This window comes from Streptococcus downii (assembly GCF_004353325.1).
GTDB classification, from domain to species: domain Bacteria; phylum Bacillota; class Bacilli; order Lactobacillales; family Streptococcaceae; genus Streptococcus; species Streptococcus downii.
The window spans coordinates 34,209-60,879 of the sequence record NZ_MZNX01000004.1 but is presented as its reverse complement, the minus strand read 5'-3'; the positions used below and the strand labels follow the sequence as shown (position 1 = coordinate 60,879).

21 protein-coding genes, 1 pseudogene and 2 riboswitches are annotated in these 26,671 nt (G+C 41.6%); of the genes and pseudogenes, 18 read left to right on the top strand and 4 right to left on the bottom strand.

All coding sequences use genetic code 11. The features are described 5' to 3' along the window. The first annotated feature begins 120 nt into the window (after positions 1-120). Positions 121-209, top strand: a riboswitch (TPP riboswitch). 159 nt (positions 210-368) lie between these two features. The 7 genes from E2R31_RS01350 to thiE are packed head-to-tail and all read left to right on the top strand — an operon-like array spanning position 369 to position 5,626. Further along, a complete protein-coding gene (locus E2R31_RS01350; RefSeq protein WP_000915267.1) occupies positions 369-929 on the top strand; it encodes an ECF transporter S component in 561 nt (186 codons plus the stop codon). Continuing rightward, positions 930-2,315 (top strand): ATP-binding cassette domain-containing protein, encoded by a 1,386-nt coding sequence (locus E2R31_RS01345; RefSeq protein WP_132972446.1) that lies wholly within the window; start codon positions 930-932, stop codon positions 2,313-2,315. Between the two features lies 1 nt (position 2,316). Then, a complete protein-coding gene (locus E2R31_RS01340) occupies positions 2,317-2,967 on the top strand; it encodes an energy-coupling factor transporter transmembrane component T (protein ID WP_132972444.1) in 651 nt (216 codons plus the stop codon). Between the two features lie 10 nt (positions 2,968-2,977). After that, positions 2,978-3,670: a thiaminase II gene (gene tenA / locus E2R31_RS01335; protein WP_132972442.1), complete on the top strand. Its 693-nt coding sequence runs from the start codon at positions 2,978-2,980 to the stop codon at positions 3,668-3,670. Between the two features lie 3 nt (positions 3,671-3,673). Beyond that, positions 3,674-4,198 (top strand): energy coupling factor transporter S component ThiW, encoded by a 525-nt coding sequence (thiW, locus tag E2R31_RS01330; RefSeq protein ID WP_132972440.1) that lies wholly within the window; start codon positions 3,674-3,676, stop codon positions 4,196-4,198. Continuing rightward, entirely contained in the window at positions 4,198-5,001 is an 804-nt protein-coding gene (thiM, locus tag E2R31_RS01325; protein WP_132972438.1) for a hydroxyethylthiazole kinase, read from the top strand. Before thiW ends, thiM begins: the two co-directional genes overlap by 1 nt. Then, positions 4,994-5,626 (top strand): thiamine phosphate synthase, encoded by a 633-nt coding sequence (gene thiE / locus E2R31_RS01320; RefSeq protein WP_132972436.1) that lies wholly within the window; start codon positions 4,994-4,996, stop codon positions 5,624-5,626. The genes thiM and thiE overlap by 8 nt, the downstream gene beginning before the upstream one ends. 44 nt (positions 5,627-5,670) lie before the next feature. Here the strand turns inward: thiE and thiD are convergent, their stop codons facing one another. Further along, a complete protein-coding gene (gene thiD / locus E2R31_RS01315) occupies positions 5,671-6,462 on the bottom strand; it encodes a bifunctional hydroxymethylpyrimidine kinase/phosphomethylpyrimidine kinase (protein WP_000221726.1) in 792 nt (263 codons plus the stop codon). A gap of 84 nt (positions 6,463-6,546) precedes the next feature. Continuing rightward, a riboswitch (TPP riboswitch) is annotated at positions 6,547-6,645 on the bottom strand. A 183-nt stretch (positions 6,646-6,828) separates the two neighbouring features. Between thiD and E2R31_RS01310 the strand changes: the two genes are divergently transcribed. The 5 genes and pseudogenes from E2R31_RS01310 (at position 6,829) to E2R31_RS01290 (ending at position 12,250) form a co-directional block, all read left to right on the top strand. Further along, positions 6,829-7,224 (top strand): CopY/TcrY family copper transport repressor, encoded by a 396-nt coding sequence (locus tag E2R31_RS01310; protein WP_038804416.1) that lies wholly within the window; start codon positions 6,829-6,831, stop codon positions 7,222-7,224. A gap of 10 nt (positions 7,225-7,234) precedes the next feature. Continuing rightward, on the top strand, positions 7,235-7,606 hold the full coding sequence (locus E2R31_RS01305) for a cupredoxin domain-containing protein (protein ID WP_038804415.1): 372 nt from the start codon (positions 7,235-7,237) through the stop codon (positions 7,604-7,606). A 9-nt stretch (positions 7,607-7,615) separates the two neighbouring features. Beyond that, positions 7,616-9,859, top strand: coding sequence for a heavy metal translocating P-type ATPase (locus E2R31_RS01300; RefSeq protein ID WP_132972434.1), 2,244 nt, complete (start codon positions 7,616-7,618; stop codon positions 9,857-9,859). 210 nt (positions 9,860-10,069) lie between these two features. Then, positions 10,070-11,844, top strand: a pseudogene (spxB, locus tag E2R31_RS01295) (pyruvate oxidase). Positions 11,845-11,902: 58 nt separating this feature from the next. Further along, entirely contained in the window at positions 11,903-12,250 is a 348-nt protein-coding gene (locus E2R31_RS01290; protein WP_132972432.1) for a VOC family protein, read from the top strand. 165 nt (positions 12,251-12,415) lie between these two features. Here E2R31_RS01290 and E2R31_RS01285 read toward each other — a convergent pair whose 3' ends face one another. Beyond that, positions 12,416-12,760, bottom strand: coding sequence for a lipopolysaccharide assembly protein LapA domain-containing protein (locus tag E2R31_RS01285; RefSeq protein ID WP_000913393.1), 345 nt, complete (start codon positions 12,758-12,760; stop codon positions 12,416-12,418). A gap of 326 nt (positions 12,761-13,086) precedes the next feature. On the opposite strand from E2R31_RS01285, the gene E2R31_RS01280 reads away from it, so the two are divergent. Beyond that, on the top strand, positions 13,087-13,347 hold the full coding sequence (locus E2R31_RS01280) for a SemiSWEET family transporter (RefSeq protein WP_001291473.1): 261 nt from the start codon (positions 13,087-13,089) through the stop codon (positions 13,345-13,347). 256 nt (positions 13,348-13,603) lie between these two features. After that, positions 13,604-14,548, top strand: a complete 945-nt coding sequence (gene manA, locus E2R31_RS01275) for a mannose-6-phosphate isomerase, class I (RefSeq protein WP_001294306.1) — start codon at positions 13,604-13,606, stop codon at positions 14,546-14,548. 42 nt (positions 14,549-14,590) lie between these two features. Here manA and E2R31_RS01270 read toward each other — a convergent pair whose 3' ends face one another. Further along, positions 14,591-15,931, bottom strand: a complete 1,341-nt coding sequence (locus E2R31_RS01270; RefSeq protein ID WP_132972430.1) for a sodium-dependent transporter — start codon at positions 15,929-15,931, stop codon at positions 14,591-14,593. Between the two features lie 251 nt (positions 15,932-16,182). Here E2R31_RS01270 and E2R31_RS01265 point away from each other — a divergent pair, with 251 nt between their 5' ends. The 4 genes from E2R31_RS01265 (at position 16,183) to pabB (ending at position 25,678) form a co-directional block, all read left to right on the top strand. Further along, positions 16,183-16,923 carry a MerR family transcriptional regulator gene (locus E2R31_RS01265; protein WP_132972429.1) on the top strand — a complete coding sequence of 247 codons (741 nt, stop codon included), beginning with the start codon at positions 16,183-16,185 and terminating at the stop codon, positions 16,921-16,923. A 242-nt stretch (positions 16,924-17,165) separates the two neighbouring features. Next, positions 17,166-17,729, top strand: a complete 564-nt coding sequence (locus E2R31_RS01260) for a TIGR01440 family protein (RefSeq protein WP_162284859.1) — start codon at positions 17,166-17,168, stop codon at positions 17,727-17,729. A gap of 2 nt (positions 17,730-17,731) precedes the next feature. Then, complete coding sequence (locus E2R31_RS01255; RefSeq protein WP_132972427.1) at positions 17,732-23,896, top strand: ZmpA/ZmpB/ZmpC family metallo-endopeptidase; 6,165 nt, start codon at positions 17,732-17,734, stop codon at positions 23,894-23,896. A 66-nt stretch (positions 23,897-23,962) separates the two neighbouring features. Then, positions 23,963-25,678, top strand: a complete 1,716-nt coding sequence (gene pabB, locus E2R31_RS01250) for an aminodeoxychorismate synthase component I (protein ID WP_132972425.1) — start codon at positions 23,963-23,965, stop codon at positions 25,676-25,678. 248 nt (positions 25,679-25,926) lie between these two features. On the opposite strand, the gene E2R31_RS10130 is transcribed toward pabB, so the two are convergent. Then, a partial coding sequence (locus E2R31_RS10130; RefSeq protein ID WP_425086043.1) for a hypothetical protein occupies positions 25,927-26,671 on the bottom strand: 745 nt, incomplete at its 5' end.

Genomic DNA, 26,671 nt, shown 5'->3' with positions numbered 1-26,671 from the left:
AGATGCAATCCTTTGATGTAGATTAAAAGAATGAACAAACAAACTATATAAATATATTTTTCGGTCAAATATCTTGCTAGGGCTTTCAATTTCTGTTATACTGGTCCAGTAATTAAATAATAAAGACATTTGGGGTGCTTTAGGCTGAGATGATACCCATTGAACCTGATACAGTTAATACTGGCGAAGGGAAATGTGAAAAGGTTTTTTTTCGTATGTCGAAAAGAACTGTCTAATCTTGTAAGGTAAACTCTAATTCTCGTTTGTAATTGGAGTTTTTTTGTTTATCAAAAGAGGATAGGCTTGACCGCAAGCCTTTTGGTATCTCTCCTTGAATGCCCCACTTTTCTTTAAAAAAGGAGTTTTTTATGTTGAAAAAATGGCAGTTAAAAGATGTTATCTTACTTGCTTTCTTATCTATCTTTTTTGGTGGTGTTTTTGTGGGTTCAGGCTATCTGTTTGATATCCTAACCCTGATCTTGGCCCCTCTTGGTTTGCAGGCCTTTGCCAATGAGATCCTCTTTGGTCTCTGGTGTATGGCTGCGCCCATTGCGGCCATCTTTGTTCCAAGAGTCGGAAGTGCAACGATTGGAGAAGTACTCGCTGCGCTTGCTGAAGTCCTTTATGGTAGCCAATTCGGTCTAGGTGCTCTTTTGTCCGGCTTGGTTCAAGGCTTGGGAAGTGAATTTGGTTTTATTGTAACCAAAAATCGTTATGAAAGTTGGCTCTCTCTAACTGCTAATAGTATTGGAATTACCCTTTTTAGCTTTGTCTATGAATACATTAAATTAGGTTACTATGCCTTCTCCCTTCCTTTTGTCCTTTCCTTGCTGGTGGTGCGTTTTATTTCCGTCTTTTTCTTCTGTACCATCTTGGTTCGTGCCATTGTAAAACTCTACCATCAGTTTGCTGCTGGAGGCAAGGCGTAGATGGGGCTGGAACTACGGGGGATTCAGTCCCCAATCTTCTTTGAACCGATTGATTTTACTTTTCATGCGCAAGCTTTTATCTTGTTAGTTGGGAGCAGTGGTTCAGGAAAATCCAGTCTCTTTCAAATCATTGCTCAAGTCAGTTCCTTGCCCTATAGTGGTCAAGTCCTGATAGATGGAAGCCAAGTCAGTCAGCTTTCTATCGTTGAACGTGTTCAGACGGTTGGCATTCTCTTTCAAAATCCCAATCACCAATTTACCATGGAGAACTTATTTGAGGAGCTGATTTTTACCTTGGAGAATATCGGGCATCCCCTCCAAGAGATTGATGCTAAAATAGCTGAGGTGGTCCAGCAATGTCGCTGTAAGGCAATCTTGAACCGTCCCATCCATCACTTATCAGGTGGGGAAAAGCAAAAAGCTGCTTTGGCTGTTCTCTTTGCCATGAATCCTAGGGTCTATCTCTTGGATGAGCCCTTCGCTTCCATTGATCGAAAGAGTAGGCTGGAGATATTGGAGATTCTAAAAGAGTTGGCCTCTAATGGGAAGACAGTTATTTTGTGTGACCATGATTTAACGGACTATGGAGCCTACATCGACCATATGGTGGAGCTGAGAGACGGACAACTAAGAGAAGTGTTTCAAATCCCTTGCTCTGAGATGACACAGGTTGCTTCAAAGGAAGTTGCTTCTAGTTCAAAACTATTCCATATGGATCGTGTGACTTGTGAGTTGGGTAATCGCCTCCTCTTTTCCATTTCTGATTTTACATTTTACCAAGGGATTTCCTGTATCCTGGGTGACAATGGTGTCGGGAAATCAACCCTCTTTCGCTCCATTCTTCAATTTCAAAAGTATAAGGGGCGCATTACCTGGAAGGGGACAGTTCTGAAAAAGAAAAAGAGTTTGTATCGTGATCTGACCGGTGTAGTTCAGGAAGCTGAGAAGCAGTTTATCCGAGTCAGTCTGAGAGAGGAACTGCAACTAGATAGTCCAGACTCGGAAAGAAATCAGCAGATTCTCCAAGCTTTACGATATTTTAATTTGGAGCAGGCATTCGATAAGAGTCCTTATCAATTAAGTGGTGGTCAGCAAAAGATTCTTCAGCTATTGACTATCTTGACCAGCAAGGCGTCTGTGATTTTGCTAGATGAACCTTTTGCAGGTTTGGATGATAGAGCTTGTCATTATTTTTGCCAGTGGATTTTGGAGGAGAGCAATCAAGGAAGAAGTTTTTTGATCGTTAGTCATCGTTTAGATCCCTTAATCTCTGTGGTTGATTATTGGATCGAGATGACTAGTGAGGGTCTCATTCATGTAAAAGAAGTGACAATCACTAACCCCCTCACATCTCGGAGTATCAATGCTCAAGGGGAGGTGAAGTAGTATGGTCAAAGTAGCAACTCAGACACCGATTATCAGTCTTTTCTTGCTGATTTTATCCTTAGAGACATCTTTCATTCCTTCGATTGCTCTTAATCTTTCAGTAGTCGCATTTTGCATTCTCTTCATGCTCTACAACCGTCGATTTAAGATGTTGGCTTGGATGCTTATGCTCGCCATTTTACCATCATTGGCCAACTACTGGGCAGTTCAGTTACATGGGGATGCTTCGCAGGCAGTCATGCTTGGAACGAGGGCCTTTGTGACAGTTTGTATCGGTCTTGTCTTTGTTTCTAGTATTTCCCTAAAAGAGCTTCTCTTGTACTTGGCTCAAAAGGGGTTATCGCGTTCTTGGGCCTATGCCTTAATTGTAGTATTCAATTCCTTTCCCCTCATTCAGCAAGAAATCAGGTCTCTAAAAGAAGCTTGCTTATTGCGTGGTCAAAAATTGCATGTTTGGTCGCCCTTGATTTACAGTAAGGTTCTGATGACGGTCTTTAGATGGCGCCATCTCTACTTGAGGGCCCTGTCTGCGCACGGATATGACGAACATGCACAGTTGGAGAATAGCTATCGGACTTTTTATATTTCTAAAAAAACAAAATTAATCTACCTGCTGTTCTTTTTATTACTTCAAACCAGTTTATTTCTATAAAGGAGTTATTATGGAATTTACAGATATTGCGATGGAATTATCCAGGGAAGCTTGGCAGGCTTCCTTTCAGCATCCCTTTGTTCTACAGTTACAAGAGGGAACGTTAGAACCTTCCATCTTTCGCTATTACCTGATTCAGGATGCCTACTATCTGAAGTCTTTTTCAGAAGCCTATCACCTCTTGGCTGATAAGACTTCAAACCAAGAGATGAAAAGACTCTTGAAGCAAAATGCCCAGAGTCTAGTGGAGGGTGAGTTGTTTATCCGCCAACAATTTTTCAAGGAATTAGGAATCAGCGACCAGGAAATGGACGAACAACCAATTGCTCCAACCTGTTATCATTACATTTCTCATATTTATCGTCAATTTGCAGAGCCAAACTTGGGCATTGCTTTTGCTAGTTTGCTCCCATGTCCTTGGTTATACCATGATTTGGGCAAGGAACTTAATCGAAAACCATCCCCGAATCCTCTTTATCAACAGTGGATTGAAACCTATATCACCGATGAGTTAGAACAGCAGATTAAAGAGGAAAAAGCCCTAGTTAATCAGCTCTATCGCGAAAGCAACGAGACAGACAAACAAAAAATGCTAGAGGCCTTCCACCGAAGTGTCCACATGGAAGCTAAGTTTTGGGAGATGGCTTACCAACATCAAACCTGGACGAGTGATTTGCAGTCCTTAGAAAAAGAGAAGAAATAGAAAATGAGAAACCACCAACTACAAGTTCACAAAATAACCATTTTATCCATGATGATTGCCCTTGACATAGTTCTTACACCCATTTTTCGAATTGAAGGAATGGCACCAATGTCTAGTGTAGTCAATATTCTTGCAGGGATATTGATGGGGCCTGTTTATGCTTTAGCTATGGCTACAGTCACAGCCTTTATCCGTATGACGACTCAAGGGATTCCGCCTTTAGCTCTTACAGGAGCGACTTTTGGAGCCCTCCTTGCAGGTCTCTTTTATAAGTACGGTCGGAAATTTCACTTTTCTGCCCTAGGAGAAATCTTGGGAACAGGCCTAATCGGTTCTATTGTTTCCTATCCTGTTATGGTTCTCTTTACAGGATCTGCGGCCAAGCTTAGCTGGTTTATCTACACTCCTCGATTTTTTGGAGCAACCTTGATCGGTACAGCCATAGCTTTTCTTGCCTTTCGATTTTTAATCAAGCAGGAATTCTTTAAAAAAGTACAAGGATATTTCTTTGGTGAAAGGATAGATTGATGCAGGAATTTACAAATCCCTTTCCTCTAACCTCCAGCTCCTTAATTCACTGCATCACCAATGAGATTTCCTGTGAGATGCTGGCCAATGGCATTTTGGCTCTGGGATCTAAACCTGTCATGGCAGATGACCCTCGTGAGGTTCTTGATTTTACCAAACAAAGCCAAGCTCTCTTTATCAATCTGGGGCATTTGTCAGCTGAGAAGGAGAAAGCAATCCGTATGGCAGCTTCTTATGCAAACCAAGCTTCTATCCCAATGGTAGTAGATGCGGTTGGTGTAACGGCTTCAGCCATTCGTAAGAATCTAGTTAGAGATCTTTTAGAATACAAGCCCACGGTACTTAAAGGAAATATGTCGGAAATCCGCAGTCTTGTTGGTTTAAAACACCACGGAGTTGGGGTCGATGCTAGTGCCAAAGATCAAGAAACTGAGGATTTGCTTCAAGTCTTGAAAGACTGGTGTCGGATTTATCCTGGTATATCATTCTTAGTCACTGGACCCAAGGACCTCATCGTTTCAGAAAATCAAGTTGCTGTATTGAGGAATGGCTGTGCAGAATTGGACTGGATAACAGGGACAGGAGACTTAGTTGGAGCCTTGACAGCCGTTTTTCTCAGCCAAGGAAAGACTGCCTTTGAAGCTTCGTGCTTAGCGGTTTCTTATCTCAATATCTCTGCTGAGAGAATAGTTGTCCAAGGAATGGGATTGGAAGAATTTCGTTATCAAGTTCTCAATCAGCTCTCTCTCCTAAAAAGAGACGAAAATTGGCTAGATGAAATCAAAGGAGATATTTATGAATAGAGAAGCACTTAGACTATATCTGGTTACCAATCGCTACCAAGATTCCTTGGAAAGCTTTCTTGAAAAAGTGGAGACGGCCTGCCGTTCAGGTGTTACCATCATCCAACTACGAGAAAAAAATCTCACTACCAATCAATACTATCAACTGGCCAAACAAGTCAAGGAAATAACAGATACATATCAAGTTCCCTTGATTATCGATGATCGTTTGGATGTTTGTCTTGCGGTTGATGCTGCTGGTCTGCATATTGGAGATGATGAGCTACCAGTTTCGGTTGCCCGCCAAGTCTTGGGACCTGACAAAATCCTCGGTGTTACAGCTAAAACAGTTAAAAGAGCCCTCGAAGCAGAAACATCGGGTGCGGATTACTTGGGAACAGGAGCCATTTTCCCAACCACCACCAAGGAGAATGCACCTATCACCCTGATTTCAACCTTGAAAACAATTTGCCAAACGGTCTCCATTCCAGTAGTTGCTATTGGAGGCTTGACATCAGAGAATATTGACCAGCTTATTGGCACTGGAATAGCTGGAGTAGCCGTTGTCCGTGATTTGATGCAGGCAGAAGACATTGAGGCAAAAACCCAAGCCTTTTTAACAAAGTTGGATGACATTATTTCCTAATCAAAAACTCTCTAATTCCCTTAAAGCGGGAACTAGAGAGTTTTTTAATCTTTAAAACTTGTATGGTTGACTGGGCCAGAACCATGACCGAGTTGAGGGGCGTCTTGGATGGCTTTTGTAATAAAGGCCTTGGCCTTATCTACTGCCTGATAGAGGGTCTTCCCCTTGGCTAGTTCAGCCGTGATCACTGCAGCAAAGGTACATCCAGTACCATGGGTGTGACAGGTTTGAATTCGTGGACTTTCCCAGACAAATTGCTCCTCCTTAGTAAAGAGGAAATCCTTGGCACCACCTTCAAGATGACCACCTTTGATAACCACAGACTGAGGACCAAATTCTTTTAAAATCAGGCGCCCAGCACGTTGCATATCTTCTGGATTATGAATTGAGAAACCAACAATTTCTTCTGCCTCAGGAAGATTGGGTGTAATAATAGTCGCAAGGGGAAGCAGGTTTGTTTTTAGGTAGCTTCTCGCACTAGTATCTATCAGGGTATCACCGCTTGTTGCGACCATAACAGGGTCCAGCACGTAGGGGCAGTCCAGTTTTTTAAGATAGGGTTGGATAATCTCCATGATTTCAGTAGTTGCTAACATACCAGTTTTTACAGCCTGGGGCTTGATATCCGAAAAGACACTCTCCAATTGAGCTTCCAACATTTGGTTGGAGACGTGCTCGATTAATTGAACGCCTCTGGTATTTTGAGCGACAAGGCTGGTCACAACGGCCATTCCATAAACATCTCTCGCTTGGAATGACTTTAAGTCAGCCATAATGCCAGCACCGCCACTAGGGTCAGTTCCAGCAATGGTCAGAGCAACGGGTAAATAAGTCATCTAAAACCTCCCAACCAACTGAAGTTTGTATTCTTAAGAACAAGTAAGTCTGTTTGAGGAAAGCAATAGAAGACTGGGTAGTCGACATTATCATTTCCACTTCCATCAGCTAGCATTACCTAGATTGAGTCAAAGGGATCTAACAGTCGTTAATCTCAGCTTTACGCACCCCTAGTGGTTGTTTTCTTTTTTCTACAGTATAGCATATTTTTATAGTTTATATAGTAAAATTTGACTGCAAATCTCTCGTTACATGATTAGAATTCTATTTTTCGAAAAAATAATAAAAATTATAGTTGACAAATGTAGATTTTCGGAGTATACTAATAACTGTAATCGACAAATGTAGATTTAGAAGGTGTGATTATGCAGATTTCAGATGCAGAATGGCAGGTTATGAAGATCATTTGGATGCAGGGCGAGCAGACCAGTAGCGATTTGATCAGGGTTTTAGCGGAACGGTTCGACTGGTCCAAGTCGACCATTCAAACTCTTTTGGCTCGTTTGGTTGAGAAAGAGTGTCTGACAAGGAAAAAAGAAGGCAAGTTCTTTGTCTATTCAGCCCTTTTAACTTTGGACCAAAGTCGGGATTTACTTGTCCAAGATATCAAGGACAAGGTTTGTTCTCGTAGGATTAAGAACTTGTTGGCTGATTTGATTGCTGAATGTGATTTTACTCAGGCTGACTTGGAAGATTTGGAAGCTGTGATTTCTAAGAAAAAAGCTAGCGCAGTTGCGGAAGTAAAATGTAATTGTATGTAAAGGAGACGTCATGTTAAATAGTATTGTAACCATTATTTGTATTGCCCTTATCGCGTTTATCTTGTTTTGGTTTTTCAAAAAGCCTGAAAAATCTGAACAAAAGGCCCAGCAAAAAAAGGGCTACCAAGAGATTCGAGTGGAAGTCAAAGGGGGCTATACGCCTGAGTTGATTATTCTTAAGAAATCAGTGCCAGCCCGTATCGTCTTTGACCGCAAGGACCCTTCACCCTGCCTAGATCAGATTGTTTTCCCAGATTTTGGAGTGCATGCGGACTTGCCTATGGGTGAAGAGTATGTAGTGGAAATCACACCTGAACAGGCTGGAGAGTATGGTTTCTCTTGTGGCATGAATATGATGCACGGTAAGATGATTGTAGAATAGGAGAATGATATGACTGAAATCGTAAAAGCAAGTCTTGAAAATGGTGTTCAAAAAATCCGTATCACGGCAGACAAAGGCTACCATCCAGCCCACATTCAACTGCAAAAAGGAGTTCCTGCTGAGATCACCTTTCACCGTGTGACACCTTCAAACTGTTATAAGGAAATTCTGTTTGAAGAAGAAGGCATCTTGGAACCAATCAGCGTAGATGAAGAGAAGACAATTCGTTTTACACCTCAAGAGTTGGGTGAGCATGCATTCTCTTGTGGTATGAAGATGCAAAAGGGGAGTTATACCGTAGTTGAGAAGACTCGAAAATCTCTATCACTTTTACAGCGTTTTTGGATTACTAGTATCTTTACTGTGCCTCTTGTGATTCTCATGATTGGTATGTCGACAGGAGGAATTAGTCACCAAGTCATGCGTTGGGGAACCTTTTTAGCCACAACACCGATTATGCTAGTAGCAGGTGGTCCTTATATCCAAAGTGCTTGGGCTAGTTTTAAAAAGCACAATGCCAACATGGATACCTTGGTTGCTCTGGGAACCCTAGTGGCCTATTTCTATAGCTTAGTTGCCCTCTTCGCTGGTCTCCCCGTTTACTTTGAAAGTGCTGCATTTATCTTCTTCTTCGTTCTTATGGGAGCCGTTTTTGAGGAGAAAATGCGGAAAAATACTTCCCAAGCTGTGGAGAAATTACTTGACTTGCAGGCTAAAACTGCAGAAGTCTTGCGTGAGGATAACTATGTTCAAGTCCCCTTGGAGCAAGTCAAGGTAGGTGACCTGATTCGAGTGCGTCCCGGTGAAAAGATTGCGGTTGATGGTATCGTAGTGGAAGGTGTCTCTAGTATTGATGAGTCTATGGTGACAGGTGAGAGTCTGCCTGTGGACAAGACAGTTGGAGATACCGTCATTGGTTCAACCATCAATAATAGTGGAACACTTGTTTTTAGAGCAGAAAAAGTTGGTTCAGAGACTGTTTTGGCTCAGATTGTGGATTTTGTGAAGAAAGCTCAGACAAGTCGTGCGCCGATTCAGGACTTGACGGATAAAATTTCAGGGATTTTTGTCCCAGCAGTTGTCATTTTAGGGATTGTGACCTTTTGGGTTTGGTTCGTCTTGCTCAGGGATAGTGTAGTTGTGCTTGGAGCGAGCTTTGTGTCTTCGCTTCTCTATGGAGTAGCAGTTCTGATTATTGCCTGCCCTTGTGCATTGGGACTTGCAACACCGACAGCCCTTATGGTGGGGACAGGTCGCAGTGCCAAGATGGGAGTTCTCCTCAAAAATGGAACGGTTCTACAGGAAATCCAGAAAGTCCAAACTATTGTTTTTGATAAGACAGGAACTTTGACGGAAGGGAAACCTGTGGTCACAGATATCATCGGCGACGAAGTAGAAGTGCTTGGATTGGCAGCTTCCTTGGAAGAAGCTTCTCAACACCCACTGGCTGAGGCCATTGTCAAGCGAGCGACTGAAACTGGACTTGAGCTTCACACTGTGGAAAATTTCCAAGCCTTGCACGGAAAAGGTGTTTCAGGGCAAATCAATGGAAAACAAGTTTTGCTTGGAAATGCTAAAATGCTGGATGGCATGGATATTTCTAGCATTTATCAAGAAAAACTAGAAGAACTAGAAAAAGAAGCTAAGACAGTTGTGTTCTTGGCTGTTGACAATGAAATCAAAGGCTTGCTTGCTCTGCAAGATATTCCTAAGGAAAATGCTAAGCTTGCCATCAGTCAGTTGAAAAAACGAGGTCTTAAAACAGTCATGCTGACAGGGGATAATGCTGGCGTGGCGCGTGCTATTGCCGATCAGATTGGAATCGAAGAGGTCATTGCAGGTGTCTTGCCAGAAGAAAAAGCCCATGAAATCCATAAACTACAATCAGCTGGAAAAGTAGCCTTTGTTGGTGATGGTATCAATGACGCTCCTGCCCTCAGTGTAGCAGATGTGGGGATTGCTATGGGAGCTGGAACAGATATTGCCATCGAGTCAGCAGATTTGGTGTTGACAACTAATAACCTCCTAGGAGTCGTTCGTGCCTTTGACATGAGCAAGAAAACCTTCAATCGAATTCTGCTCAATCTTTTCTGGGCCTTTATCTACAATGTCGCCGGAATTCCGATTGCAGCAGGAGTCTTTTCAGGAATTGGATTAGCCCTCAATCCAGAACTGGCTGGTCTAGCTATGGCCTTTAGTTCTGTATCTGTTTTGACCAGTTCACTCATGCTAAACTTTAGTAAAATAGACTAAAAGCGAGCTTGCTCGCTTTTTTATTATAAAACAGTTTTCTGAAGCGTTTTCAATCTGTACTGTAATAGAGAATAAAAACTTCTGAGCACATTCTTAGGAGACCAAAAACAAATGTGGTAAAGTAGTAGAGTAAAAATTTGCTGAAACGTTTCCAATTAGTATATGAAAACGGATGAATCAAATTTTAAAAATATTTGAAGGAGAGTTATAATGACTCAAGGGAAAATTACTGCATCAGCAGCAATGCTCAACGTATTGAAAACATGGGGCGTAGACACAATCTACGGTATCCCATCAGGAACACTCAGCTCATTGATGGATGCTTTGGCTGAAGACAAAGATATCCGCTTCTTGCAAGTTCGCCACGAAGAAACAGGTGCTCTTGCAGCGGTCATGCAAGCTAAATTCGGCGGCTCAATCGGGGTTGCAGTTGGTTCAGGTGGTCCAGGTGCGACTCACTTGATTAACGGTGTTTACGATGCAGCTATGGATAACACTCCATTCCTTGCTATCCTTGGATCACGTCCTGTTAATGAATTGAACATGGATGCCTTCCAAGAATTGAACCAAAACCCAATGTACAACGGTATCGCTGTCTACAACAAACGTGTCGCTTACGCTGAGCAATTGCCAAAAGTAATCGACGAAGCTTGTCGTGCTGCAGTTTCTAAAAAGGTCCAGCTGTTGTTGAAATCCCAGTAAACTTCGGTTTCCAAGAAATCGACGAAAACTCATACTATGGATCAGGTTCTTACGAGCGTTCATTCATCGCTCCTGCCTTGAACGAAGTTGAAATCGACAAAGCTGTTGAAATCTTAAACAATGCTGAACGTCCAGTTATTTACGCTGGTTACGGTGGTGTCAAAGCTGGTGAAGTGATTACTGAATTGTCACGTAAAATCAAAGCACCAATCATCACAACTGGTAAAAACTTTGAAGCTTTTGAATGGAACTATGAAGGTTTGACAGGCTCTGCTTACCGTGTTGGTTGGAAACCAGCCAACGAAGTGGTCTTTGAAGCAGACACCGTTCTTTTCCTTGGTTCAAACTTCCCATTTGCTGAAGTTTACGAAGCCTTCAAGAACACTGAGAAATTCATTCAAGTCGATATCGACCCTTACAAACTTGGTAAACGTCATGCCCTTGATGCTTCTATCCTTGGTGATGCAGGTCAAGCAGCGAAAGCAATCCTTGACAAAGTGAATCCAGTTGAATCTACTCCATGGTGGCGTGCAAACGTTAAGAACAACCAAAACTGGCGTGATTACATGAACAAACTCGAAGGTAAAACTGAGGGTGAATTGCAATTGTATCAAGTTTACAATGCAATCAACAAACATGCTGATCAAGACGCTATCTACTCAATCGACGTAGGTGACACTACTCAAACATCTACTCGTCACCTTCACATGACACCTAAGAACATGTGGCGTACATCTCCACTCTTTGCGACAATGGGTATTGCCCTTCCTGGTGGTATCGCTGCTAAGAAAGACAATCCAGATCGCCAAGTATGGAACATCATGGGTGACGGTGCATTCAACATGTGCTACCCAGACGTTATCACAAACGTTCAATACGACCTTCCAGTTATCAACGTTGTCTTCTCAAATGGTAAATATGCCTTCATCAAGGACAAATACGAAGACACAAACAAACACTTGTTTGGTTGTGACTTCCCTAATGCTGACTATGCGAAAATCGCTGAAGCTCAAGGTGCTGTAGGATTTACAGTTGACCGTATCGAAGACATCGATGCAGTTGTTGCAGAAGCTGTTAAACTCAACAAAGAAGGTAAAACTGTTGTGATCGATGCTCGCATCACTCCACACCGTCCACTTCCAGTAGAAGTACTTGAATTGGATCCAAAACTTCACTCAGAAGAAGCAATCAAAGACTTCAAGGAAAAATACGAAGCAGAAGAACTCGTACCATTCCGCCTCTTCTTGGAAGAAGAAGGATTGCAATCACGCGCAATTAAATAATTCCTTCGTGGAACTTAAAAAGATCGGAGCAATCCGGTCTTTTTATGGAGGATAGTAAATGAATTTAAATCAATTAGATATTATCGTTTCAGATGTTCCCCAAGTCTGTGCTGACTTGGAGCGTATTTTGGATAAAAAGCCCGATTATGTTGATGACAGTTTTGCTCAGTTTACGATTGGCAGTCACTGTCTGATGTTGTCCCAAAATCATTTGATTCCTTTGGAAGATTTTCAGTCAGGAATCATTCTTCATATTGAGATTGAGGATGTAGACCAGAATTACCAACGGTTAAAAGAGATCGGTGTCGAGATTTTACACGGTCTTTGTGAAACGGATTGGGGAACAGAGTCCTTATTAGTTAAAGGGCCTGCTGGTCTAGTGATTGATTTTTATCGTATGAAGTAGGTAATTCTATTATCAAATTTTTTATCTAAACATTCTTGGAGTGAAACTTAAAAAGATCGGAGCAATTCGATCTTTTTTGTATTTATGCGACTTTCAGTCCGTCTCGCTCCGTTAGGTGCGAGACAAAAAACCACCCGTTTTCACGGGTGGTTATGATTTCTACACTTATTGTTTGGCTTCCTGTTTTAATTGTTGCACCTGTTCCTCGTACTGGACAAGCTCCCTGTCTTTTATATTGATAGTCGCTTCTGCTTCAGCAATGCGGCTTCTCAGATCTTGAGTCTTGTTATGGTGATAGCTAATACCAATAGCACTACCAGCAATGATCCCGATTACTAGACAAGTAAAAATCACCAAAATCAAGGGAGCAGATAGTTGTGTAAAGACAAGACTGACAGTTACTGTTTGACGATTGAGTAGACCAAATGAGATCACAATGACTAATAAGCTCAAACCGCCAATTAGATAAGCCTTATCTTTCAGTGACAATTCATTAAATTTTTTTAGCATAAGTTCCTTTTCTCCTGACTATGTTGATAGAAAACTACACACCATTTAGGTATTAACAAAATTCATTTTACTAGAAAATTTCGATACTGTCAATAATTTCTAACGGCTTATTTACCATCAATCAATCGATTCATTGAAAAGGAGTATTCATTTTCTAATATTTGATTGAGTAAACAGAACGGAGCAATTCGGTCTTTTTTCTGTTCCCTCTTTCTTATAACAAGATTGTGATAGTTTATATCTTTATAACAAAAGTTTTAAAGACTTGATTGTTTTGAAAGAATATTTTAAAATAAGATTCAGTAAAAATGAAAGAGGTTTTGAAAATGTCTGAAAAACAAATGAAAATTTTAGGTTGGGTAGCGACCTTTATGTCTGTTATGATGTATGTGTCTTACTTCCCACAAATTATGAACAACCTGGCTGGTCAAAAAGGGAACTTTATCCAGCCCTTGGTTGCAGCCATCAACTGTAGTCTCTGGGTTTACTACGGTCTTTTCAAGAAAGAAAGAGATATTCCCCTTGCGGCTGCTAATGCACCAGGTATCGTTTTTGGCCTAGTAACGGCTATCACAGCTTTGATTTAAAAAGAAGACTGGTTTCAGTCTTTTTTGTACATAAAAATAGATTCTCAAGTAAAGAAAGTCTAATGAGAGTTGAGGAGAATAGCCGTTGACAGCGAGCTTTCTGATTGCTGCTTTAGGGGTTCCTCCATCAAGTAAGAGATTGTTTCGTTACTATTTTTACAAAATCTTCTCCCTACTTTATAAAATAGAAAAAAGAGTTCAATTCGAACTCTTTTTTTGCTATAATGAGGGGAGAAAAATCAGACAGGAGATCGACATGTCAGAACCATTATTTTTACAATCAGTTATGCAAGAAAAAATCTGGGGTGGGACCAAGCTACGTGATGAGTTTGGTTACGACATTCCAAGTGAAAAAATCGGGGAATACTGGGCTATCTCAGCCCACCCAAATGGAGTTTCTAAGGTAGCCAATGGACGCTACGAGGGAACAGACCTTGCTACTTTGTATGCGGAACACCGTGAGTTGTTTGGCAACCGTCCAGAACCAGTATTTCCTCTCTTAACTAAAATTCTCGATGCCAACGACTGGCTTAGCGTCCAAGTTCACCCAGACGATGCCTATGGACTAGAACACGAAGGCGAACTTGGAAAAACAGAATGCTGGTATATCATCGCAGCGGATGAGGGATCAGAGATTATCTATGGTCACAATGCCAAGTCAAAAGAAGAACTCCGCCAGCAAATTGAGGACAAGAACTGGGATGCCTTACTGACAAAAGTGCCAGTTAAGGCTGGAGATTTCTTCTATGTGCCAAGTGGTACCATGCACGCTATCGGTGCAGGTATCTTGATTCTTGAAACCCAGCAGTCTAGTGACACTACCTACCGTGTCTATGACTTTGACCGCAAGGATGACAAGGGCAACTTGCGTGAACTTCATCTTGAAAAATCCATCGATGTTTTAAACATTGGAGAACCTGCCAATAGCCGACCTGTCACTGTCAAAGCAGATGATCTACGTTCCACTCTCCTTGTATCCAATGATTTCTTCGCAGTTTACAAATGGGAAATTACTGGAAAAGTTAACTTTGAAAAGACAGCTGACTACAGCTTGTTGAGTGTCTTGGCTGGTCAAGGTCAACTAACTGTTGACGGGAAAAACTATCCAATCCAAAAAGGGAGCCACTTTATCCTACCAAGTGATGTTGAAGCTTGGACTCTGGAAGGGCAAGGTTTGGAATTGATTGTCAGTCATCCATAAAAAGAAAAGACTTGAGAGATATTCTCAAGTCCTTTTTTGTATTTACATAAATTGGGCGATAAAGACCACGATGATGATGATAGGAATGATAAAACGAAGAAGGAAAAGCCAGACTTGGAAAAGTCCCTGTTTCCATGCTGTTTCATCAAGGTGTAGTTCCTCCATTGCAAGAGCCTTTTTAAAGACATAGCCAGTAAAAAGTGACAGACAGAGAGCTCCAAATGGCATGAGGAGATTGGAAACCAAGAAGTCCATAGCATCAAAGAAGGTCTTTCCAAAGATGTGAACATCCGCCATGACCCCATAGGATAGAGCTGAAGGAATTCCAAAGACAAAGGTCAAGATTCCTAAAATAGCACTCCATTTAGCACGCTTGCGATTGTCCTGATTGGTGATATTGCCCACATTGATTTCCAGCATAACGACAGAGGAAGTGACTGTCGCAAAGAGGAAAAGCAAGAGGAAAAGGATGTAGAAAATGGTACCAAAAGGCATCTTGTCAAAGAGTTGAGGCAAGACGATAAAGAGCAGGCTTGGTCCTCCTTCAGACTGGATATTGAAAGCTGACATGGCTGGGAAAATGGCTAGACCTGCCATGATGGATACCGAGATGTTCATGGCTACAATGGAAATCCCTGATTGGACCAAATTAGTTTTTTTGTCCAAGTAGGACGCATAGGTCAGCATGGCTGTAACCCCTAGTGAGAGAGCAAAGAAAGATTGTCCCAGAGCATAGAGGAGACCAGCGCTAGTTAGTTTTGAAAAATCTGGTTTGAGGAAGTAGAGAACGCCTTCCATGGCATTTGGCAAGCTGAGAGAGCGACCGATGATAACAACAAAGATGATAAAGAGCAGAGGCATCATGACTTTTGAGGCTCTTTCAATTCCTTTTTGAACCCCACGTGATACAATAAAGATATTCAATAAGATAAAGACTGCTTGAGCTCCTAGGGCAATGGCTGGATTTGAGATGATTGAAGTAAATAACTGATCATAATCACTCGTTCCACCAAGCTGGAACAATTTCCCAAACTCAATGCCCAGATAGACTAAAATCCAACCTCCAATAACACTGTAAAAAGATAATAGGATAAAGAGGGCAAAGGCACCAATCCAACCGATAAAATTGTATTTGCTATTGTTGCCAAGTTTTCCAAAGGTTTTGATAGCGGAAACGCCAGCACTACGGCCAAGGGCAAACTCAGCAAGCAAGAGCGGGAAACCGATTAAAATGGTAGAAATAAGAAAGACCAGTAAAAAGCCTCCACCGCCATTTGCAGCAGTCATGTAGGGAAATTTCCAAACGGCTCCAAGTCCGATAGCTGAACCAGCAGATGCTAGAATAAAGCCTAGTTTTGAACCCCATTGCGATTTTTCTGACATAGTTGAAACTCCAATCTCGTTTTTTAAATAAGAGAAGGCTACTTGAGTTGTCAAATAGCCTTCTCTCCATGGCTCTTTATGAGCCTTCTGTTTGATTGATAGACTTGACTATCCTACCATGTTTTCTAAGGTCTGTCAAGAAAACCATTTTCAAGTTTTCACACCTTTCTCAAATAGTTAAAAAAATTTCGCAAAAACACTTGACTCTGACCTAAGGGGAGGGGTTATACTATTCTTGTAAGGAGGAAATCATGTACCATATAAAAGAAGCTGCGCAGCTTTCAGGTGTCTCTGTCAAGACTCTGCACCACTACGATAAGATAGGACTCTTGGTTCCCTTAAAGTCGGAAAACGGCTATCGAACCTACAGTCAAGAGGATTTGGAACGCCTTCAAGTCATTCTTTACTACAAATATCTAGGCTTTTCTTTAGAAAAAATAGCAGAGCTGTTAAAGGGAGAAAGGACAGATTTATTGCCTCATTTGACCAGGCAGTTGGACTATTTGACCCAAGAAAGGCAACATCTGGATACCTTGATTTCCACCTTGCAAAAAACCATTCAAGAACAAAAAGGAGAAAGAAAAATGACGATTGAGGAAAAATTCACTGGATTTAGCTATCAAGACAATCAAAAATACCACCAAGAGGCGGTAGAGAAGTATGGACAGGAAGTCATGGATCAGGCTCTCAAGCGCCAAAAAGGTCACGAAGACGAGGCCACGGTCGCCTTTAACCAAGTTTTTCAAGCCTTGGCACAAAACCTTCAAAATGGACTAGCTGCAACAGCAGCCGAAAACCAAGAAGAGGCAGCTAAGCTCTTGCAAGCCATCCGTACTTATGGATTTGATTGCCCTATTGAAGTCTTCGGCCATATCGGTAAAGGCTACGTCTATAACCCAGAGTTTAAGGAAAATATTGACAAATTTGGAGCTGGAACAGCTCAATACACATCAGATGTCATTGCCCACTATGTTCAAACTCAGATAAAATAAGCATCGCTGGAGATTTGTCCTGCTCCGCTAAAAAAGCTAAATCTTCTGTTTAACTTTTTAGGGAGCAGGTCATTTTAGTTGTTATCTTTTTGGAAAGCATTCTGGTCCCAGACTCTTTACTTTGTTACTAAAAGAAAATTCATTTTTAAAGTTTTTGCATTGTCAACTCTGAGTGATTAGTTCGCCTTGATAAAATCATTAAAAAAAGATATGATAGTAGGAGAAAAATGAGGTTAAAAGTGATGGACAAAAGTAGAATTAAAACAGAAACACAGCAGGTAATTGAAGATGTTTTGGAAAAGGCTGGATTGCGTGAAGGAAGCCTCTTTGTCCTAGGTTTATCCTCTAGTGAAGTTTTAGGCGGCCATATTGGCAAGGAATCCAGCCAAGAAATTGGCGAAATCATTGTGAAGACGATTCTGTATATCCTGGAGGAAAGAGGGATTCACCTAGCTGTTCAAGGTTGTGAGCATGTCAATCGGGCCCTCGTTGTTGAGCGTCAAGTGGCGGAGCAGTTTGGTCTGGAAATCGTCAGTGTCCTTCCGACTCTTCATGCAGGAGGTTCGGGTCAGTTGGCGGCCTTCAAGTTTATGCAGGATCCAGTGGAGGTTGAATTTATCAAGGCTCATGCGGGATTGGATATTGGAGATACCGCAATTGGTATGCATGTCAAGCATGTGCAGGTTCCGATTCGACCAGTTTTGCGAGAGATTGGCCATGCCCATGTAACAGCTCTAGCTAGTCGTCCAAAGCTAATCGGGGGTGCGCGTGCGCAGTATCCACAAGATTCTATTAGAAAGATGTGAGAATGAAAAAAAGAAAAGAACAGTTTCAAAAAAACCTAAAGTATTCTATTCGTAAATTGACTGTTGGAGTTGGTCCTGTAGCAATCGGGGCCTTTCTTGTTGGTGCCAGCTTGTTATTAACTGGTAAAGTCCAAGCAGATGAATTAGCTGAAGTGAATTCAGTCCATTATCGATATTTGACGGAGCAAGAATTAACCGAGTCTGAAAAAGCTTTGATTCATCATGAAGTTCCTACAGAATTTCAAGATGAAGATATTATTTATGTTGTTTATCGTAAGAAAGCAACTAACAGTCAACAACTTCCCTATACAGGAAGTAAAGAATTTGCTTTAGCAGGTCTTGGTCTTGCAACAGCATCTTTAGCTGTTTTTTTGGTGTCCAAAAAACAGCGTCAGAAAGTTCTTGGAGTGCTTTTGATTGGTTCTCTTGGTGTCAGCAACTTCATTCCTTTTGCTACTTTTGCCTTTGAGAATAAAGAATTACTTTCTTACAATCAAACGATCTCGGCCTCCTCAAATGAAGAACTAGCGAAAGGTGTGATCGATATTGGAGGATATGAGTATATTGGTTATTTTAAAGGAACTGACATAAAAGTAGCTAGTTTTTCTAAAAAAGGGAAATCTCTAGTCCAAGACAATGCCCCAGATTATACTGGGAAACTTGAAAGCAAAGGCACTCAGGAAGTAGGTAAAGAAGGCGAATCCCTTGTCCAAGGTAGTTTGCCAGCCTATACTGAAAAACTTGAAAGCAAAGGCACTCAGGAAACTGGTAAAGAAGGCGAATCCCTCGTTCAAGGCAATTCCCCAACGTATACTGGGAAACTTGAGAGCAAGGGTACTCAGGAATCTGGTAAGGAAGGCGAATCCCTCGTTCAAGATAGTTTGCCAGCGTATACTGGAAAACTTGAGAGCAAAGGTACTCAGGAATCCGGCAAAGAGGGTGAATCCTTAGTTCAAGAGTCTCGGGCAGAATATACTGGAAAGGTTGAGGCAAAAGGCACTCAAGAGTCTGGTAAAGAAGGTGACTCCCTTGTTCAAGACAATTCCCCAGCCTATACTGGAAAACTTGAAAGCAAGGGCACTCAAGAGTCTGGTAAAGAAGGTGACTCCCTTGTTCAAGATAGTTTGCCAACGTATACTGAAAAACTTGAAAGCAAGGGTACTCAGGAATCCGGCAAAGAGGGTGAATCCTTAGTTCAAGATAGTTTGCCAGCGTATACTGAAAAACTTGAAAGCAAGGGCACTCAGGAAACTGGTAAGGAAGGTGACTCCCTTGTTCAAGAGCCTCAGGCAGAATATACTGGAAAACTTGAAAATAAGGGCACCCAAGAGGTAGGCCAAGAAGGTGATTCCCTTGTCCAAGATAGTTTACCAGCGTATAGTGGAAAGCTTGAGAGCAAAGGTACTCAGGAAGCTGGCAAAGAGGGTGACTCCCTTGTTCAAGATAGTTTGCCAGCGTATACTGAAAAGCTTGAAAGTAAAGGCACTCAGGAAACTGGTAAGGAAGGTCACTCCCTTATTCAAGAGGACCTTCCAGAATATACAGTAACTGAAGGAACAATTACTAAAGACACAATCGCAGAGATTGACTACCAGACGGAAATCATTGATGATCCTACAAAATACACTGACGAAGAAACAGTGGTTCAAAACGGTGAAAAAGGGATCCAAGTTACCAAAACGACTTATAAAACTGTCGAAGGTGTTGAGACTGACCAAGTTTTAAATACAACAACCACTGTCATCAAAAAACCAGTCACTAAAAAAATAAGTCGTGGTACGAAACCAATAGAAGGAACTCTTGTAGAAGAAAGTCTTGAAAAAATTCCGTTTAAAGAGATAGTCGAAGAAGACACGCAACTGAAAAAGGGCGATAAAGTTACGGTCCAAGAAGGAAAAGACGGTCAGAAAAAGGTTATCAAAACCTACAAGACCATCAAAGGAATCAAGACGCAGGAAGCTCCTGAAATTCTTGAACAGGTCATCGAGTTAGCCCAAGATCGTATTGTTAAACTAGGTACCAAAAACTTCGAAAAGCCAGTGTTGACTTTTTCAAGGATTGATATTCAGGATTTGAAACGCTCATCTCAGATTTACTATAATCTGGAAAATCCAAGTAAGGCAGCGATTAAATCGATCACTTTAACCCTGAAAAAAGGCAACGAAGTTGTCAAAACCATGACGGTTTCACCGGATAACTTGACTGCAACTCTAACAGATTTGCAATATTACAAGGATTATAAACTCGAAACAAAAATGGTTTATGATCGTGGTGAAGGAAACGAGGAAGAAATTCTCAAAGAAGAACCACTGAGAATTGATTTAAAAAAAGTCGAAGTTAAAAATATAAAAGAAACAAGCCTCATAAGTGTTGACGACAATGGCGTGGAAACGGATAGTAGCTTCTTAACCTCTGTTCCAAGTGATGTAAGGCCTTACTATCTAAAAATTGCTACACGTGATAATAAGGTGACGCGTCTTGCGATTGACAAAATTGAAGAAGTGACAGTTGATGGGAAAACACTTTATAAGGTCACTGCCAAAGCGCCTGACCTCGTTCAGCATACAGATGGTAACCAGCTCAGTGAGGAATACATCCATTACTTTGCCAAACCAAAAACTCATGAAGAGAATGTCTACTACGATTTCAATGAACTTGTAAAAGCTATGCAGGCCAATCCATCTGGCGAATTTAAAATTGGTGCGGACTTGAATGCGGTTAATGTTCCTGCAGCTGGTAAATCATATGTAACGACGAAGTTCCGAGGCAAGCTATCAAGTGTGGACGGTCAACAGTATACGATTCATAACATGGAACGTCCACTATTAGGTGATACCGAAGGCGCCCACATCCATGACCTTAACCTTGGTAAGGTAAACATTCATATGCCATGGGCAAATAGAGTTGCTCCCTTGGCTGCTGTTATAAAAAACACAACGATCAATAATGTGAAAGTAACGGGTACAGTTGTTGGAAATAATGACGTATCAGGTTTGATCAATAAAATTGATAATAACGGCAGATTAACAAATGTGGCATTCATTGGTAAGCTTCATGCTGGTGGGAATCAAGGCACCTTTCTTGCTGGAATTGTTGGAGAAAACTGGAAAGGTTCTGTTGAGAAGGCCTATGTTGATGCACAGATAACAGGTAATAAAGCGAAAGTTGCGGGCATCGTCTATTGGTCACAAAATGGTGGGGACAACAATGCGGTTTATCGGGACGGAGCCATTAAAAAATCTGTAGCTAAAGGTACTATCGATGTCAGAGAACCGATTAGCGCGGGCGGTGTTGTAGGCAGTACAAATGCCTTGGGCTCCGTTGAAGATACTGTTTCAATGATGAAAGTTAAGAGCGGTGAGATTTTCTATGGCTCATCTGATATTGATGATGATCCATATTGGACAGGTGACCGCTTAAACCGAAACTTTGTTGTTACTGGTGTGAGTGAAGGAAAATCTTCATATAGATATTCTAAACAACAGCATCGTATTAAGCCTATTTCGCAAGAAGAAGCAGACAAGAAAATTGCTGCTCTGGGAATCACAGCGCATGAGTATGAAATCAATGAGCCTGTTGTAGATAAATTAAACCGTTTGACACACCGTGAAGACGAGTACAAGGCCATTCAAGACTACAGAGCTGACCGCGAACTTGCCTATCGCAATATTGAAAAATTACAACCATTCTATAATAAGGAGTGGATTGTCAATCAAGCTAATAAACTAGATGCTAGCTCAAACTTGGTGACCAAAGAAGTCCTTTCTGTTACTGGTTTGAAAAATGGGCAGTTTGTAACAGACTTGTCAGCTATTGATCAGATCATGATTCACTATGCTGATGGTACCAAAGAAGAATTGGCCGTTACTGCCAAAGCTGACTCTGATGTAAAACAAGTCAAAGAGTACGAAGTGACCAACCAGAATATCGTTTATACGCCAAATATGCTAGTGAAAGATCGTGCTGGTTTGATTGCAAAGGCAAAAGAAACATTATACAGTGTAGAGTTGATTTCTCCTGAAGTGCGCGCTCTTATGGATAAGCGGAACAAACCACAAGAAAACACGGATGAACGAAAAAATGGTTACATTCGCGATTTATTCTTAGAAGAAAGTTTTGCTGAAGTAAAACAAAATCTTGGAAACTTGGTGAAACAAATTGTTGAAAATGAAGATCATCAACTAAATGATGATGAAGCAGCTCAACGTGCTTTCATTAAGAAAGTTGAAGACAATAAGGCCAACATTATGATGGGGCTTGCTTATTTGAACCAATACTATGGCATTAAATATGATGGATTGTCGATCAAAGATATTATGATGTTTAAACCAGATTTTTATGGTAAGAACGTGAATGTCTTAGATCGCTTGATCACTATCGGCTCAAAAGAGAACAATCTTAAGGGCGACCAATCCCAAGATGCGTATAGTCGAGTGATTGCAGGTGCTACAGGTAAAGGAAGCCTTCATGAGTTTCTAACATATAACATGAAATTGTTTACAAAAGAAACCGATATGAATGTTTGGTTTAAAAAGGCAATTGAAAAGAATGCTTATGTGATAGAACAGCCATCATTGAACCCCGATTTTGCTCATAAGAAGTATCGTCTGTATGAAGGGATTAATAATGGCGTGCATGGTCGGATGATTTTACCACTATTAAACTTGAAGAACTCGCATCTCTTCATGATTTCGACCTATAATACCATTTCTTTTAGTGCTTTTGAAAAATATGGTAAAAATACTGAGGAGGCTCGTGAAGCCTTCAAGAGTGAAATCAATAAGAGAGCAAAAGAGCAGGTGAACTACTTAGACTTTTGGTCAAAATTAGCTGCTGATAATGTACGTAATAAGCTCCTCAAGAGTGAAAATAGTGTTCCAACACCTGTTTGGGACAATCATGATGCGCCGGGTATCGGTTGGGCAAACCGATATGGTCATAAGGATGGGAAACCAGATTATGCTCCGATTCGAGAGTTTTTTGGACGGATTCATAAATATCATGGCTATCAGTATGGATATGGTGCTTACGCATATATCTTTGCCGCTCCAAATCAGCAAGATGCTGTTTACTTTGTTATGACAGAGTTGATAAGTGATTTTGGTACATCGGCCTTTACGCATGAAACGACTCATGTGAATGATCGTATGGCTTACTATGGCGGTTGGTATCATCGTGAAGGGACGGACTTAGAGTCCTTTGCGCAAGGTATGCTCCAGTCACCATCGTTGACAAATCCAAATGGTGAATACGGTGCCTTAGGTTTGAACATGGCTTATGAACGTCAAAATGATGGCAATCAAATCTACAATTATGATCCAAATAAGTTAAAAAACCGTGAAGAAATTGATCACTATATGAAGAACTATAACGAGGCTCTGATGATGCTGGACCATCTAGAAGCAGATGCAGTTATTGGAAAACACTTGGACGACAACAGTAAGTGGTTCAAGAAGATGGACCGAGAATGGCGTACGAACGCTGACCGAAACAATCTGAAAGGCGAGCCACATCAATGGGATAAGTTACGTGATTTAACGGATAATGAGAAGAAATTGACGATTACGAACATCGATCAATTGGTTGATCATAACTTCGTTACAAAACATGGTATGCCAGGGAATGGACGTTATCGTTCGGAAGGTTTTGACAGTGCTTACCAAACCGTAAATATGATGTCGGGTATCTTTGGTGGTAATACTAGCAAGAGTACAGTTGGTTCGATTTCATTCAAACATAATGCTTTCCGTATGTGGGGATACTATGGTTATCTTAACGGATTTATTGGTTACGTTTCAAACAAATATAAGGCGGAAGCTAGCAAGGAAAACAAAGGGTTGTTGGGTGATGACTTCATTATCAAGAAAGTCTCTAATGGCCAATTTGATACTCTTGAAGCATGGAAGAAACATTGGTATAAGGAAGTCTATGACAAAGCTCAAAACGGCTTCACTACAATCGAAATCAATGGCAGATCTATCTCTACTTATGCTGAGTTGAAGTCCTTATTTGATGAAGCTGTTCAAAAAGACCTAGATAGCATGGAAAATCCAAATATAAAGAATCATTATAAAAATACTGAAGACCTTAAATGGAAGGTTTACAAACAGCTCCTTCAAAAATCAGATGGATTCTCTGGAGATTTATTCGCCAAAACATCGTTATAAAGTCGAAATGACTAAAAAGGTGGATCAGCTTAAGCTGCATCTGCCTTTTTGTGCTATACTTAAGATATGCATAGAAAAACAGTGATTGATTTTAGGGCTTTGGGGGAGAGATACACCTTTACCCAGCCGATCAAAGAGTTAAAAACGAGAGATTTAGCAGAAGTGGCGGACTTGCTGGCACAAGTGGAACGCTACCAAGAGCAAGGCTATTATGTCGTGGGCTATGTCAGTTACGAGGCTGCACCTGCATTTGAGGAGAAATTAGCAGTTCACAAGGCTCCTCTACTGGGCGAGTACTTGCTTTACTTTACCGTTCATGATGGGGTAGAAACATCCCCTATTCCTCTGACTTATGAAGAAGTAGATCTGCCTTCAAATTGGCAGGAAGTAACGTCAGCAGAGGACTATGAAAAGGCTATTGCCCTGATTCACCATCATTTGCGGCAGGGTGACACCTATCAGGTCAATTACACCGTCCAACTCAAGCAAAACTTAAGTGCCAATCCTTTTGCAATCTACAATCGCATGGTGGTAGAACAGGAGGCGGGCTACAATGCCTATGTGGAACATGATGAGATGGCAGTGATTTCCATGAGCCCAGAGCTCTTTTTTGAGCAAAATGATCGAGAATTAACGACTCGTCCAATGAAGGGAACAACCCAGCGGGGAGTGACTGACCAAGAAGACCTTGCCCAAGCTAGCTGGTTGGAGCAGGATCCTAAAAATCGCTCTGAAAATATGATGATTGTGGATCTCTTGCGAAACGATATGAACCGTATTTCTGAAGTTGGAAGTGAGCATGTGGAGCGTCTGTGCCAAGTGGAGCAGTATTCGACTGTTTGGCAGATGACTTCGACCATCAAGAGTCGGTTACGAGAGGATGTGGACTTGGTTGCCATTTTTCGTTCTCTCTTTCCTTGTGGTTCCATAACGGGTGCACCCAAAATTGCGACCATGGAAATCATCAAGGACTTGGAGCCACAACCCAGAGGAGTTTACTGTGGAACGATTGGTCTCTTGCTTCCAAATGGGCGACGGATTTTTAATGTTGCCATTCGGACCATTCAACTCTACAAAGGGCAAGCTATTTATGGAGTTGGCGGAGGGATTACTTGGGATAGCACCTGGGAATCTGAATACCGTGAAGTTCATCAAAAGGCGGCTGTTCTCTATCGTAAACAAGCACGTTTCCAATTGATTACAACTGGGAAAATCAGCCAGAAGAGTTTGTTGTTTGAAGGTCAACATCTGGAAAGACTGACAAAGGCGAGTCGTTATTTTGCTTATCCTTTTGATCCAGAAGAACTGAGACAAAAGATAGAGGAAGAGTGCCAAGTTTGTGATGTTAATCAAGACTACCGTTTGCGAATTAGTCTCAGCAAATCTGGAGAGATGAAACTCAGTCGCCAAATCTTAACACCCCTCAGTCCAAGTTTCTGCAAAGCCAAACTTTGTCTGCAAGAAGCAGATTTGAATCAATCATTTACCTACTTTAAAACAACTCATAGACCACATTTAAGCCTAGGAGAGCAAGAGAAGATTTACCACAATAAGTCAGGAGAACTACTTGAGACCTCTATTGGAAATCTGGTCTTAAAAATTAATGGTAAATTCTACACACCACCTACCAGTCAAGGAATTTTGCCAGGAATCTACCGCCAGCATTTGTTGGAAACAGGACAGGTAGAGGAAAAATTCTTGACTGTGGCAGACTTGAACCAAGCGGAAACTATCTATGGCTGTAATGCAGTCAGAGGTTTGTATGAGTTGGAAGTGATATAACTATGGATTTTTCAATTAAGTTTTAGATTTATTTCTGAATATTTAATATTTGATTCGAAAGCAAAATAAAGTATATGGTATACTATAGGTATAAATCATTAAAACAATGGAGATTTTTATGAAAAAATCAAAAAAATTTTTAGTAACCAGCTTAGCAACTGCAACACTGGGACTCATTTCACTTACAGATACAACTGGAGCCTTTCCTTTTTCGGCTCAGCATGTTTCTGCTCAAGAAAAGGATGTATCTAAAAATAGTAAGGTTGTAAAAGAGAATACAACTTCGGCGCCAAATCAAGCTGAGAAACCGAAAACACCAGCGCCGAAATCAGCTCCGAAACCAGAGCCAAAACCAGCACCGAAACCAGAACCAAAATCAGCCCCGAAATCAGAGCCAAAACCAGCTGAGAAACCAAAAACACCAGCACCAAAACCCGCGCCGAAGCCGGCACCAAAACCCGCACCGAAGCCGGCACCAAAACCCGCGCCGAAGCCGGCACCAAAACCCGCGCCGAAGCCAGCACCAAAACCCGCGCCGAATCCGGCACCAAAACCCGCGCCGAATCCGGCACCAAAACCCGCGCCGAAGCCGGCACTAAAACCCGCGCCGAAGCCGGCACCAAAACCCGCACCGAATCCGGCACCGAAACCCGCGCCGAAGCCGGCACCAAAACCCGCGCCGAAGCCGGCACCAAAACCCGCACCGAATCCGGCACCGAAACCCGCGCCGAAGCCAGCACCAAAACCAGCTGAGAAACCGAAAACGCCAGCACCGAAACCCGCTGAGAAACCGAAAACGCCAGCTCAAAAACCTGCTGAGAAACCAAAAACACCAGCACAAAAACCTGCTGAGAAACCAAAAACACCAGCACCAAAACCAGCTGAGAAACCGAAAACGCCAGCTCAAAAACCAGCTGAGAAACCGAAAACGCCAGCACCAAAACCAGCTGAGAAACCGAAAACGCCAGCTCAAAAACCTGCTGAGAAACCGAA